Genomic DNA, 14,383 nt, shown 5'->3' on the forward strand with positions numbered 1-14,383 from the left:
CTTATGAAAATTGTTATCGCACCGGACTCGTATAAGGAAAGTTTGAGTGCGCTTGAGGTTGCGACAGCGATAGAACGTGGTTTTCGCGAGATCTTTCCCGAGGCGGTTTACGTCAAACTCCCGGTCGCGGACGGTGGCGAAGGGACGGTTGAGGCGATGATCGCGGCAACGCGGGGACGCATGGTACATGTTCCGGTGACCGGCCCGCTGGGTGAGCGCGTGGAAGGATTTTATGGCTTATCCGGTGACGAGCAGAGTGCTTTTATTGAAATGGCGGCGGCAAGCGGCCTGGAGCTGGTCGTCCCTTCGCAGCGTAATCCCCTGAAAACCACCTCGTGGGGCACGGGCGAACTTATTCGTCACGCGCTGGACGCAGGCGTTAAGCATATCATCATCGGCATTGGCGGCAGCGCCACCAATGACGGCGGAGCAGGGATGGTGCAGGCGCTGGGGGCAAAGCTGCTGGACGCCAACGAACAGCCCCTTGGGCAGGGCGGGGGCGAGCTGGGAAAACTCGCGCGTATCGACCTGAGCGGGCTGGACAGACGTCTGGCGGAGTGCCGGATAGAGGTCGCCTGTGATGTGACGAATCCGCTCACCGGTAAGGATGGCGCGTCAGCCGTATTTGGCCCGCAAAAGGGGGCCACTCCCGAGATGATCGTCACCCTGGACAACGCGCTGGCGCAGTATGCGAGAGTCATTGCCCGGGATCTGGATATCGATGTGCTAAACCTTGCTGGCGGCGGCGCGGCGGGTGGCATGGGGGCCGCGCTGTATGCCTTTTGCGGCGCGCAGCTGCGCCAGGGCATTGAGATCGTGACCGATGCACTACACCTGGCCGACCAGGTGGCCGATGCGGATCTGGTGATCACGGGAGAAGGCCGCATCGACAGCCAGACGATCCACGGCAAAGTCCCGGTGGGCGTGGCGAAAGTGGCGAAACGCTTTAACAAACCCGTCATCGGCATTGCAGGCAGCCTGACGGCGGACGTTGGCGTGGTACACGATCACGGCATTGATGCGGTGTTTAGCGTGATCTACACCATCTGCTCGCTGGAGGATGCGCTGGAAAATGCCAGCGAGAACGTCAGGATGGCCGCCAGGAATATCGCGGCGGTGCTGAAAGTAGGGCAGGGAATGTAGTTCTCCCTCTCCCTGTGGGAGAGGATCGGGGTGAGGGCATCAGGCCGCACCCGCAATTGCAGGCCCGGTAAGCGAAGCGCCACCGGGCTTTTATCTCAGCTTCCCAGCAACTTCGTCGCTTCGCGCGTTACGTTATCCATTTCATCCAGCAGCTCCAGGAACTCCGGTTCAAGCTCCGATTCCGGCGTGCCGGCACGCAGCTGCTGCTCCAGCAGCTGGCAAAGGTTTTTCAGCCGCGGTACGCCGCTGTACCCGCAGCTGCCGTGCAGCTTGTGGATCGCTTCCAGCAGCGCTTCCGGATTTTCACCCACCAGCTGCTCTTCCACCTTATTGCGAATTTCCGGCAGAAATGCGACCAGCATTTGCAGCATTTCGCGGGCTAAATCGGGTTTACCCGCCGCCTGGCGCAGGGCAAGCTGCCAGTCAAAGGTGGCGTTCTGGTTAACGCTGATTTCAATCGGCTCGCTGGAAACCGTGTACGTCCCGCCAATGTGACCCGGCTTATAGCGTAACAGCAGATTATGAAGTTTCTCTTCATCGATGGGCTTCGCCAGATAGTCATTCATTCCGGCGCTCAGCAGCTTCTCTTTCTGGCCGGCCATCGCGTGCGCGGTGACCGCAATGACCGGGGTTTGCTGCTGGTGCGGCAGCTGGTGGATCAGCTCGCAGGCCCGAATGCCATCCATGCCCGGCATCTGAATATCCATCAGGATTAAATCGAACTGCATCTGCTTCGCCTGTTCAACCGCCTGCGTGCCGCTGGTGCACAGCTCAACGTGCTGAACCTGGTCTTCAAGCAATGCGCCAATCAGCTTCAGGTTGGCTTGATTATCATCCACTGCCATCACGCTCATGGGCAATTTTTGCTCATCGTTAATCAGCGGGAGAGCATGCTGGCTAAGACGGCAATACTCCGTGAGCGCGGGCAGGAGGCGGGTCGCGGTGAGCGGCTTCAGCAGACACGCGGCGGCTCCGTCGTTTTTCAACTCCTCTGCATTAATCTGGGCGTGGCAGGGCAGCGCCAGCAGCAGATAGTCGGTCATTGACGCGGCTTTCGCCAGCCGCTCCTGCTGCATGGTCAGCTCGCCGGTGAAGGTAACCGGGATCCCCATCAGCAGAATATCGTAGTGCTCAACGGCAAGCGCTGAGAAGGTTGGGCTGTAGACCACCTCCAGCGGCGTGGTGCTTAAAATATCGAGCGCGCACTGCGCGGCGGCCGCGTTAGGTTCGACGTAGGCCAGACGCTTGCCTTTCAGGCAGTCCGTCACCGGGCCATCGGTCAGGACATTCGGATTGAGGTCCAGATTAATGTGGAACCAGAATGTTGAACCGCGGTTTGGCTGGCTGTGGAATGAGATATCGCCGCCCATCTCGTTCACCAGGCGCTGGGTGATCACCAGCCCCAGGCCGGTACCGCCATGACGGCGGGAGATGCTGGCGTCCGCCTGACGGAACGCCTGGAACAGACGCGACTGATCCCGCTCAGGAATACCGATGCCGGTATCGCGGATCTGGACTTCAATCTGCACCTTATTGCTGCTGATGGAGCGTTTTTCTACCAGAATGTCGATGTTACCGCTTTCGGTGAATTTAATCGCATTCCCGACAAGGTTGGTAATGACCTGCTGCAGGCGCAGCGGATCGCCAATGACGTTATCCGGCACGTCGTTTTTAATGTTGAGCGTCAGCTCAAGGCCTTTGTCGTGCGACGAGTGCGCGAGCAGCGTCACCACCTCATCGAGCGTACTGCGCAGCGGGAACGGAATACTCTCCAGGATCAGCTTGCCCGCTTCCAGCTTGGAGAAGTCGAGCACGTCGTTGATGATCGCCAGCAGGTTGTTGGCCGAACGTTCAATGGTGTGCAGGTGATCGCGCTGAGTCGGGTTGAGCTCGCTTTTCAGCGTCAGGCGGGTAAAGCCGATCACGCCATTGAGCGGCGTACGCAGCTCGTGCGACATATTGGCAAGGAATTCCGACTTAATACGTGCCGCTTCCTGGGCGCGCTTTTTCGCCAGATCCAGCTCAACGTTCTGGATCTCCATCTGCTCCAGCGTTTCGCGCAGGTCGGACGTGGCCTGGTCAACGTTGTGCTGCATCTCTTCGTGATACGCCGCCAGCGACATGGCCATCGAGTTGATGCCGTTCTTCAGCATGTCCAGCTCACCCAGCATAAACCCTTCCACCCGGCTGTCGAGCTGTCCCCGGCGGATGCGGTCAACCGTATTAACCATGTTGCGGATGGGGCCCGTCACGTCGCGCATCAGGCGCCAGCCGAAGATCAGCGCAATGCCAATGCAGAACAGCATCATCACGCCAGAGATGAAAATTTCTTTGTACTGCTGTAGCCGGACCGACTTGAGATCCAGCTCCAGCGCCACATATCCCAGCATATTGTTGCTGGATTTGGCGTCGGATTGCGCAGACTCATCGGGAGAATAGCTTTCCGACACGATCGGCGTGCGCAGGATCATGATATCGCCGCGCCGCAAGACGGTGAGGTGGCGCGGGAATGGCGTACCGTCCGGGATCTTCAGGGCCGCCGGATCGAGATGAAAATTCGAGGTGACAAACAGGCGGTTATGTTCATCGTAAACGGAAATGGCGCGTACGATGTCCGAGTGACGGCGGTGGAGCACGCTGATTAACTGGCCAATGGATTCGCGGTTTTGCAGGTTCATGCCGTACTCGCTGGAAACGGCAAGCGGTTCGATAATGCTGGCGCCTGCATCCTCCAGCTGCCGCTGCAAATCGTTATAGCGGTGCACCACAAAGAAGATACTCAGCAGCAAACCGATGAGAACGGTGGGGGCGAGGATCAAAATCATCATGCGCGCGCGCAGGCTGTAGTTGGTCATGGCGTTCCGTTATGGGACAATTAAGATAATTATGTTTATGTGAGAAAAATCTCGGCGATGGCGCAATTCTACTCTGCAAAGCGACGCGTGACGACGCGTCAAATCATTACTGTTGAAGCCACGGACCTCGATCCGTTTGGTCAGGGAGTGGCACGTCACAATGGTAAGGCTCTGTTTATAACAGGTTTACTGCCAACAGAACGAGCAGAAATTACGCTGACGGAAGATAAACGCCAGTTCGCGCGCGGACAGGTTAAGCGTCGCCTCAACGATAGCCCGGAGCGCGTGAAGCCCCGCTGCCCACATTTTGGCGTTTGCGGGGGCTGCCAGCAACAGCATGCGAGCACAGAATTACAGCAAAAAAGCAAAAGCCGCGCGCTGGCGCGTCAGCTTAAACATGACGTGAACGAAATTCTCGCCGATGTGCCCTGGGGCTATCGTCGACGCGCGCGCCTGAGCCTCAGCTATCAGCCAAAAACGGCTCGGCTGGAGATGGGGTTTCGCAAGGCCGGTTCCAGCGACATTGTCGATGTGCAGCAGTGCCCTATTTTGGTGCCCCATCTTGAGGCATTGCTTCCAGAGGTGCGCACCTGTCTTTCCGGGCTGGACGGCGTTCGCCACCTCGGGCATGTCGAACTGGTTATGGCAAACAATGGACCGCTGATGGTCCTGCGCCATACCGCGCCGTTGTCGAAAAAAGATCGCGAAAAACTGGAACGCTTTTCGCATTCCCACGACCTGGCGCTTTTCCTTGCACCACAAAGCGAGATACTTGAGCAGGTTACCGGTGAGGCGCCCTGGTATGCGTCAAACGGGCTACGCTTAACGTTCAGCCCGCGGGATTTCATTCAGGTGAATGATGGCGTTAACCAGCAGATGGTTGAGAAAGCGCTGACGTGGCTGGACGTTCAGAAAAGCGATCGGGTGCTCGACCTGTTCTGCGGAATGGGCAACTTCACGCTGCCGCTGGCGCGAGAAGCGGCCAGCGTCGTCGGCGTGGAAGGCGTTGAGGCGCTGGTGGCTAAAGGGCAGGAGAACGCGCTGCAGAACGGCTTGCAAAATGTGACATTCTTTCATCAAAATCTTGAGGAAGATGTCACCCAACAGCCGTGGGCAAAGCAGGGCTTTGATAAAATTTTGCTCGACCCGGCGCGTGCCGGTGCCCCGGGTGTGATGGCACATATTATTAAACTCGCGCCGAAGCGTGTGGTCTATGTTTCCTGTAACCCGGCAACGCTTGCCCGGGACAGTGAGGTATTAATCAGCGCGGGTTACCAGATTCAGCGTCTGGCAATGCTGGACATGTTCCCGCACACTGGACATCTGGAATCGATGGTGTTGTTCGAGCACATCTAATTTGTTTGGCTTGTCGACTTCGACAGGCCCTGGTCCCTAAAGGAGAGGACAATGGTTGCGGTAAGAAGTGCACATCTCAATAAAGCTGGGGAATTTGACCCACAAAAATGGATCGCAAGTCTGGGAATTTCCAGCCAGCAGTCGTGTGAACGCTTAACCGAAACCTGGGCCTATTGTCTGCGCACCACGCAGGGGCATCCGGATGCCGATCTTCTCCTGTGGCGCGGCGTGGAGATGGTGGAAATCTTATCCATGCTGAACATGGATATTGAAACGCTGCAGGCCGCGCTTCTCTTCCCTCTCGCGGATGCGGACGTGGTCAGCGAAGACGTACTGCGCGACAGCGTCGGGAAATCCGTCGTCGCGCTGATCCACGGCGTGCGCGATATGGCGGCTATTCGCCAGCTCAAAGCCGCGCATACCGATTCCGTCTCCTCTGAGCAGGTCGATAACGTTCGCCGGATGCTGCTGGCCATGGTGGATGATTTCCGCTGCGTAGTCATCAAGCTTGCCGAGCGTATTGCCCACCTGCGTGAGGTGAAGGATGCGCCGGAAGACGAGCGCGTGCTGGCGGCCAAAGAGTGTACAAATATCTACGCGCCGCTGGCGAACCGCTTAGGGATTGGTCAGCTGAAATGGGAGCTGGAAGATTACTGCTTCCGCTATCTGCACCCGGCGGAATATAAACGTATTGCCAAACTCCTGCACGAGCGCCGTATCGACCGAGAGCACTATATCGAGGAATTTGTCGGCGGGCTGCGCCAGGCGATGAAAGAAGAGAACGTGCGCGCCGAAGTCTACGGCCGGCCTAAGCATATCTACAGCATCTGGCGCAAAATGCAGAAGAAACACCTCGCCTTTGACGAGCTGTTTGACGTGCGCGCCGTGCGTATCGTGGCGGAGCGTCTGCAGGACTGCTACGCCGCGCTGGGGATAGTACACACTCACTTCCGTCATCTTCCCGATGAGTTCGATGACTATGTCGCCAACCCCAAACCGAACGGCTATCAGTCTATCCATACCGTTGTGCTTGGCCCTGGTGGCAAAACGGTCGAGATTCAGATTCGCACCAAACAGATGCACGAAGACGCCGAGCTGGGCGTGGCCGCGCACTGGAAATACAAAGAAGGCACCTCCGGCGGAGCGCGTTCTGGCCACGAGGACCGCATTGCCTGGCTGCGCAAGCTGATTGCGTGGCAGGAAGAGATGGCCGACTCCGGCGAGATGCTCGACGAAGTGCGTAGCCAGGTCTTTGACGATCGCGTGTACGTATTTACCCCAAAAGGGGACGTTGTCGACCTGCCGGCGGGCTCTACGCCGCTCGATTTTGCCTACCACATCCACAGCGATGTGGGGCACCGCTGCATTGGGGCGAAAATTGGCGGACGTATCGTACCGTTCACCTATCAACTGCAGATGGGTGACCAGATTGAAATCATTACCCAGAAGCAGCCCAACCCGAGCCGTGACTGGCTTAACCCGAACCTGGGCTACGTCACTACCAGCCGCGGGCGATCGAAAATTCACGCCTGGTTCCGTAAACAGGATCGTGACAAGAACATTCTTGCCGGTCGCCAGATCCTTGACGACGAGCTGGAGCATATCGGGATAAGCCTGAAAGAGGCGGAGAAATTCCTGCTGCCGCGCTACAACTTTAACGAGCTTGACGAGCTGTTAGCGGCCATTGGCGGCGGTGATATCCGTCTGAATCAGATGGTGAACTTCCTGCAGGCGCAGTTCAATAAGCCAAGCGCGGCAGAGCAGGACGCGGCGGCGCTGAAGCAGCTGCAGCAGAAAACCTACGCCCCGCAGCAGCGCAGCAAAGACAACGGCCGAGTGGTGGTTGAAGGCGTAGGTAACCTGATGCACCACATTGCCCGCTGCTGCCAGCCTATTCCGGGCGACGATATCGTCGGCTTTATCACCCAGGGACGCGGGATTTCGATTCACCGTTCCGACTGTGATCAGCTTGCCGAGCTGCAGTCGCATGCGCCGGAGCGCATCGTGGAAGCGGTTTGGGGTGAGAGCTATTCCGCTGGCTACTCGCTGGTGGTGCGCGTTACCGCCAACGACCGCAGCGGCCTGCTGCGCGACATCACGACCATTCTCGCCAACGAGAAGGTCAACGTGCTGGGCGTCGCCAGCCGCAGCGATACCCGCGAGCAGCTTGCCACCATCGATATGACCATCGAAATCTACAACCTGCAGGTGCTGGGCCGCGTGCTTGGCAAACTGAACCAGGTGCCGGATGTGATTGACGCGCGTCGTCTGCACGGCGGTTAAACACACTCTTCTGTAGGCCGGGTAAGGCTTTGCCGCCGCCCGGCTTGTTTTTTTAATGGAAAACACTATGACTCAAATCGACCGCCTGCTTGGCATCATGAAACGCCTACGCGACCCGGAAAACGGCTGCCCGTGGGATAAAGAGCAGACTTTCGCCACCATCGCCCCGTACACCCTTGAAGAGACCTATGAGGTGCTGGACGCTATTTCCCGCGAAGATTTTGACGACCTGCGCGGCGAGCTGGGCGATCTGCTGTTCCAGGTGGTGTTCTATGCGCAAATGGCGCAGGAAGAGGGGCGCTTTAACTTTGACGATATCTGCTCTGCCATCAGCGACAAGCTTGAGCGCCGTCATCCCCATATCTTCGGCGATGCCACCGCAGAGAACAGCGCTGAGGTGCTGGCCCGCTGGGAGCAGATCAAAAGCGCCGAGCGGGCGGAAAAATCCCAGCACTCGGCGCTGGATGATATCCCGCTGAGCCTGCCCGCGCTGATGCGCGCGCATAAAATCCAGAAGCGCTGCTCCGCCGTCGGTTTTGACTGGACCTCCCTCGGCCCGGTGCTGGATAAAGTGCACGAAGAGATTGACGAAGTCATGCACGAAGCGCAGCAGGCGGTGGTGGATGAAGCAAAGCTTGAGGAAGAGATGGGCGACCTGCTGTTCGCGACCGTCAACCTTTCTCGCCACCTGGGTGTAAAAGCGGAAACCGCCCTGCAAAAAGCCAACCTAAAATTCGAACGACGCTTTCGCGAAGTTGAGCGGATTGTCGCCTCGCGAGGCCTGGAAATGAGCGGAATTGACCTCGAAGCGATGGAAGAAGTCTGGCAAGAAGTAAAGCGCCAGGAATCTGATCTCTAACGAGATTTTGCGATCAAGCGCAATTTGTGTGATTTTTTAAATGACAAGCGCTTGATTTGCGTCAAAAACATTTACCCAAAAGGGGCTATTTTCTCACTCCTTATGTTTGTCATGGCCTGGAATGGAGACGGAGAATGAAAGTTTGTGGCGCTCGCCGTGTTCGGGTATACTACTTTCCCGTCCTGGTTATTCCATCGTTTCACCCTAACTTCTCAGGTTCAGCATGACAACGAACTATATTTTTGTGACCGGCGGGGTCGTATCCTCTCTGGGTAAAGGCATTGCCGCAGCCTCCCTCGCAGCCATTCTTGAAGCCCGTGGCCTCAATGTGACCATGATGAAACTGGATCCGTACATCAACGTCGATCCGGGCACCATGAGCCCAATCCAACACGGGGAAGTGTTCGTTACTGAAGACGGCGCTGAAACCGATCTGGATCTTGGCCACTACGAGCGTTTCATCCGCACCAAAATGACCCGTCGTAACAACTTCACGACTGGCCGCATCTACTCCGACGTTCTGCGTAAAGAGCGCCGTGGTGACTACCTGGGTGCAACCGTTCAGGTTATCCCGCACATCACTAACGCAATCAAAGAACGCATTGTTGCGGGTGGCGAAGGCCACGACGTGGTGCTGGTTGAAATCGGCGGTACCGTGGGTGATATCGAATCCCTGCCATTCCTGGAAGCGATTCGTCAGCTGGCGGTAGATATTGGCCGTGAGCACGCGCTGTTCATGCACCTGACTCTGGTGCCGTACATGGCCGCCGCAGGTGAAGTGAAAACCAAGCCGACTCAGCACTCTGTGAAAGAGCTGCTCTCTATTGGTATTCAGCCAGATATCCTGGTTTGCCGCTCCGATCGCGCGGTTCCGGCGAACGAACGTGCGAAAATTGCATTGTTCTGTAACGTGCCTGAAAAAGCCGTTATTTCAATGAAAGATGTCGATTCCATTTATAAAATCCCGGGCCTGTTGAAATCTCAGGGCCTGGACGATTATATTTGTAAACGATTCAGCTTGAACTGTCCGGAAGCGAACCTGTCTGAATGGGAACAGGTTATTTATGAAGAAGCCAACCCGGCAGGCGAAGTGACTATCGGTATGGTCGGCAAGTACATTGAACTGCCGGATGCCTATAAGTCAGTGATCGAAGCGCTGAAACACGGTGGTCTGAAGAACCGTGTTTCCGTGAACATCAAGCTGATTGATTCGCAGGATGTTGAAACGCGTGGCGTTGAAATCCTGAAAGATCTGGATGCTATCCTCATCCCTGGCGGCTTCGGCTACCGTGGTGTTGAAGGCAAGATCGCCACCGCGCGCTATGCGCGTGAAAACAATATTCCATACCTCGGCATCTGTCTGGGTATGCAGGTTGCGCTGATCGAATTTGCGCGCAACGTAGCGGGAATGGAAAACGCGAACTCTACGGAATTTGTGCCAGACTGTAAGTACCCTGTTGTGGCGCTTATCACTGAATGGCGTGACGAAGAAGGTAACGTCGAAGTCCGTACCGAGAAGAGCGATCTGGGTGGCACCATGCGTCTTGGCGCACAGGCCTGCCAGCTGTCTGACGATAGCGTGGTTCGCAAGCTGTACGGCGAGCCGGTCATCACCGAGCGCCATCGTCACCGCTATGAAGTCAACAACATGTTGTTGAAACCTATTGAAGCCGCGGGCCTGCGTGTTGCGGGCCGCTCCGGGGATGATCAGTTAGTCGAGATCATTGAAGTGCCAAACCATCCGTGGTTTGTCGCCTGCCAGTTCCACCCGGAATTTACTTCAACGCCACGTGACGGGCATCCGCTGTTTGCAGGCTTCGTGAAGGCCGCCAGCGACTACCAGAAGCGTCAGGCGAAGTAAAAAAAGTTAGAACGGCAACGCGTACCTTTGGTACGCGTTGTTTGTCTGGAGTTTTAGTTTAACTTGTACTGAGGAAAATCTAATGTCCAAAATCGTTAAAGTCATCGGTCGTGAAATCATCGACTCCCGTGGTAACCCGACCGTTGAAGCCGAAGTTCACCTGGAAGGTGGTTTCGTTGGTATGGCTGCTGCTCCATCAGGTGCTTCTACTGGTTCTCGCGAAGCGCTGGAACTGCGCGATGGCGACAAATCCCGCTTCCTGGGCAAAGGCGTACTGAAAGCGGTTGGCGCTGTAAACGGTCCTATTGCTCAGGCAATCCTTGGCAAAGATGCCAAAGACCAGGCTGGCATCGACAAGATCATGATCGATCTGGACGGTACTGAAAACAAATCTAACTTCGGTGCGAACGCAATCCTGGCAGTTTCTCTGGCAAACGCCAAAGCGGCTGCTGCTGCGAAAGGTATGCCACTGTTCGAGCACATCGCTGAACTGAACGGCACCCCAGGCAAATACTCCATGCCTGTACCAATGATGAACATCATCAACGGTGGTGAGCACGCAGACAACAACGTTGATATTCAGGAATTCATGATTCAGCCAGTTGGCGCGAAATCCCTGAAAGAAGCGGTACGTATGGGTTCTGAAGTGTTCCACAACCTGGCTAAAGTTCTGAAAGCTAAAGGTATGAACACTGCTGTTGGTGACGAAGGTGGCTATGCGCCAAACCTGGGTTCTAACGCAGAAGCGCTGGCTGTTATCGCAGAAGCAGTAAAAGCTGCTGGCTACGAGCTGGGCAAAGACATCACCCTGGCGATGGACTGTGCAGCATCTGAATTCTACAAAGACGGTAAATACGTTCTGGCTGGCGAAGGCAACAAAGCGTTCACCTCCGAAGAGTTCACTCACTTCCTGGAAGACCTGACCAAACAGTACCCAATCGTGTCTATCGAAGACGGTCTGGACGAGTCTGACTGGGCTGGCTTCGCATACCAGACTAAAGTACTGGGCGACAAAATCCAGCTGGTTGGTGACGACCTGTTCGTAACCAACACCAAGATCCTGAAAGAAGGCATCGAGAAAGGCATCGTTAACTCCATCCTGATCAAATTCAACCAGATCGGTTCTCTGACCGAAACTCTGGCTGCGATCAAAATGGCGAAAGACGCTGGCTACACCGCTGTTATCTCTCACCGTTCTGGCGAAACTGAAGACGCTACCATTGCCGACCTGGCTGTGGGTACCGCTGCAGGCCAGATCAAAACCGGTTCTATGAGCCGTTCTGACCGTGTTGCTAAATACAACCAGCTGATTCGTATCGAAGAAGCGCTGGGCGAAAAAGCACCATACAACGGTCGTAAAGAGATCAAAGGCCAGGCATAATTGCTTAAGCCTTAAAATGAAAATGCCAGTCGAATGACTGGCATTTTTTTGGCTATTTAAAATCGACCGCCATTTGCTCCGGAATGGTCAGCCCCTGAGTGGTTTGCACGCAGCGGGCGATGTAATCCGTAAACCGGGGTGGCTTCGGCATCCCCATGCTCAGCAGCTTATCGTTGCTGAAGCGCACGTTAAGCGTGGCAAACGCACCGTATAAACGCATGGCTTTCAGCATCAGACGTTCGTTGCACGGCCCAAAAATATGTTTCAGCTCGCGGCGCATTCTGACCAGCGTTTCGTAGCTGACCTGCGCATATTTATCCCCGACGGGGGCTTTCTCCAGCGCCTGCGCCATTGCCTGATCGATATCCGCAAAGCGAACGCTGTTCTCTTCTCCCGCAGAAATGTGTACCACTTCTCCCGGACGAGCGTTGCTGTTGAGCAGCATTAACATCGCGTCGGCGCAATAATCCACCGGAACAACGTCGATCCTGTCTTCCATTGAGCACATAAACTTCTGCAGCATCAGGCCCATGCTAAAGACCCAGAAAATGCTGCTCGACGGCGTGCAGCCGTGACGGGTATGGCCGACGACGATGGACGGACGGGCTATGAGCAGCGGCAGGTTCGGACACTCCTGGCGCATCAGCTGTTCGATAGTTGACTTCGAAAACGTGTATTCCACCAGGTGTTCAGCATTCTCTCTGAATTCAGCACTTTCGGCGACCAGTGAATCCTGCTCCGGCGTGCATGACATTGCTGTGCCGACGTGGAGGAAACGCTGCAGTCCTGTAACCTGCTCCATACGGCGCGCCAGCGCGAGCGTACCTTCTACGTTTACCTTCCAGATCAGCGGGTTATTACCAAATGAGGCCACGGCCGCACAGTTAACCACGTGCGTGACCCGATCCAGACGGGGATCGTTGAGAAAGGCTTCAGGCTGGCTGAGGTCGCCAATCAGGATATTATCCACCTTCAGGGAGGCCAGTTTGTCCTCGGGAACGTTGAACTTGCGCATGTTCTCCAGTACGCGCTCCAGCCCGCTCTGCGGATCGCTGGCGCGCGCAAGCAAAAGGATTTTTGCAGGTTGATCGCTGGTCAGGATTTTTTCAAGAACTGCACCGCCCAGAAATCCGGTCACGCCTGTAATCAATAACATCTTCATTAATACCGTCTCATTATGATTGATGAGGCGGATTGTAGGCGTGCAAAAGTAAACGGCATTTAAATAATAAAACGCCGAAATCAATGGCGTCTTAAGCTTATTTTAAGGAAAGGGAATCAGGTGGAGATATTGGACACTATCGCAAGGTTAAAAATTCACTCTATTAAAATTTAAATTTTAACTTATTGAATTTAAATGTTTTTATGAGGTCTGTGTCGTATGGCTAACGTAATTCAAAATGTAATAAATATAATAATTTGTTACACCAAACATTTATCGAATAAATGTTTTAAATACCACTTAACTCAAATCAGACAACATAAGTCGCAGGCCGATTTATTTAGCCTGCGAATTATTTTCAGAGCAAAAGGGGAAGCGTGGCGCTGGCTGTTTGCTGGCTAACGTCGCCGTAATGACTATCCAGCGCAATCATGGACGTGGTCAGCAGCTCGACCAGCAGCATGACCCCAACCTTAGCATTGAGCGCGCCTGCACTTAGAGGGCCTTCTGGTTTGGCGGCAACCAGCTGCATGTCGCTCAGAGACGCCAGCGGGCTGCGGGGCGTATTGCTGAGCGCCAGAACCTTAACGCCGCGCTTGCGGGCAAGCTTCACCACGTGGAGTAAATCCCGCGTTGAACCCGAACTAGAGATGGCCACAACCAGCGTATCTTTCGAAAGCGTTGTCGCATTCATGGCTGCGCGGTGCATATCGCTAAACAGCTGTGCGGGCTTGCCCAGCCGCAACAGCTTGTAATGCAGATACTCTCCGAGGATCGCGCTGGCCGCGACGCCATAAATCTGCACGGATTGCGCCTGGTGCAGCGCCAGCGCCGCCTTTTCAAGCAGGGTGCGGTCGAGGAGTCTGGCGGTATCCTGCAAAGCCTGCACCGACTCATCCACCACGTTATCAATCTCATCCCCCGCCTGACGCGCGGGCTGGCCCTGCTGAATATCCAGCGCAAGCGCCATTTTAAATTCGTTATAGCCCTTGCAGCCCAGCGTCCGGCAAAGGCGCGTGACGCTGGCCTCGCTGGTGTGGCTCTCGCGCGCCAGCTCGGTGATAGTCAGGTAGAGCACCCGGGCTGGATCGCTGAGGACAAACTCACCGAGTTTTTGTTGCGTTGGGCTGTACCCGGAAGCCTCCTGGCGTAGCTTCAGCAGCAGGTTTTCATGGTCTGACATGCTCGATCCTTAATGCGTTTCTCTGCGACTAGTGTGGCGGAAAGCGGGGGAAAGATGCCAGTCATTTTGAAAAAGTATGATCGTCGCCCTGGTTTTTGATGATAATTTTCACTATTAGATTTTTATATGGTAAAAATTTTCATCGTTTAATGAGGGGATGAAAAAATGATGCAAATATTCAGTGGGGCTTCTTCAGGAGGATGGTTTGAAAAAGCGCAGCGCTTTGGCAAATCCTTTATGCTGCCGATTGCCGTGTTGCCCGCGGCGGGTCTGCTGCTGGGGATAGGCGGCGCGTTATCG

9 protein-coding genes are annotated in these 14,383 nt (G+C 55.4%); 6 read left to right on the forward strand and 3 right to left on the reverse strand.

The features are described from left to right. Window positions 1-3: 3 nt before the first annotated feature. The gene (locus tag DEO48_RS06190; RefSeq protein WP_109844647.1) at window positions 4-1,143 is read left to right on the forward strand and encodes a glycerate kinase; all 1,140 of its coding nucleotides are present in this window, start codon (window positions 4-6) and stop codon (window positions 1,141-1,143) included. A gap of 95 nt (window positions 1,144-1,238) precedes the next feature. Here the strand turns inward: DEO48_RS06190 and barA are convergent, their stop codons facing one another. After that, on the reverse strand, window positions 1,239-3,998 hold the full coding sequence (barA, locus tag DEO48_RS06195) for a two-component sensor histidine kinase BarA (RefSeq protein WP_109844648.1): 2,760 nt from the start codon (window positions 3,996-3,998) through the stop codon (window positions 1,239-1,241). Between the two features lie 57 nt (window positions 3,999-4,055). Here barA and rlmD point away from each other — a divergent pair, with 57 nt between their 5' ends. From rlmD to eno, 5 genes are all read left to right on the forward strand, one after another. Further along, window positions 4,056-5,354 carry a 23S rRNA (uracil(1939)-C(5))-methyltransferase RlmD gene (gene rlmD / locus DEO48_RS06200; protein WP_109844649.1) on the forward strand — a complete coding sequence of 433 codons (1,299 nt, stop codon included), beginning with the start codon at window positions 4,056-4,058 and terminating at the stop codon, window positions 5,352-5,354. Window positions 5,355-5,405: 51 nt separating this feature from the next. Further along, entirely contained in the window at window positions 5,406-7,637 is a 2,232-nt protein-coding gene (relA, locus tag DEO48_RS06205) for a GTP diphosphokinase (protein WP_023309015.1), read from the forward strand. 67 nt (window positions 7,638-7,704) lie between these two features. Continuing rightward, the gene (gene mazG / locus DEO48_RS06210; protein WP_109844650.1) at window positions 7,705-8,496 is read left to right on the forward strand and encodes a nucleoside triphosphate pyrophosphohydrolase; all 792 of its coding nucleotides are present in this window, start codon (window positions 7,705-7,707) and stop codon (window positions 8,494-8,496) included. 223 nt (window positions 8,497-8,719) lie between these two features. Further along, window positions 8,720-10,357, forward strand: coding sequence for a glutamine hydrolyzing CTP synthase (pyrG, locus tag DEO48_RS06215; RefSeq protein WP_023309013.1), 1,638 nt, complete (start codon window positions 8,720-8,722; stop codon window positions 10,355-10,357). Window positions 10,358-10,439: 82 nt separating this feature from the next. Next, window positions 10,440-11,738, forward strand: coding sequence for a phosphopyruvate hydratase (gene eno / locus DEO48_RS06220; protein ID WP_045355766.1), 1,299 nt, complete (start codon window positions 10,440-10,442; stop codon window positions 11,736-11,738). A 52-nt stretch (window positions 11,739-11,790) separates the two neighbouring features. Here eno and DEO48_RS06225 read toward each other — a convergent pair whose 3' ends face one another. Both DEO48_RS06225 and DEO48_RS06230 read right to left on the reverse strand, forming a co-directional pair. Next, window positions 11,791-12,900 carry an SDR family oxidoreductase gene (locus DEO48_RS06225; protein WP_109844651.1) on the reverse strand — a complete coding sequence of 370 codons (1,110 nt, stop codon included), beginning with the start codon at window positions 12,898-12,900 and terminating at the stop codon, window positions 11,791-11,793. 358 nt (window positions 12,901-13,258) lie between these two features. Then, entirely contained in the window at window positions 13,259-14,083 is an 825-nt protein-coding gene (locus DEO48_RS06230; RefSeq protein WP_109844652.1) for a MurR/RpiR family transcriptional regulator, read from the reverse strand. Window positions 14,084-14,383 lie beyond the last annotated feature (300 nt).

It is taken from the genome of Enterobacter sp. CGMCC 5087, assembly GCF_003144775.1.
GTDB lineage: Bacteria > Pseudomonadota > Gammaproteobacteria > Enterobacterales > Enterobacteriaceae > Enterobacter > Enterobacter cloacae_M.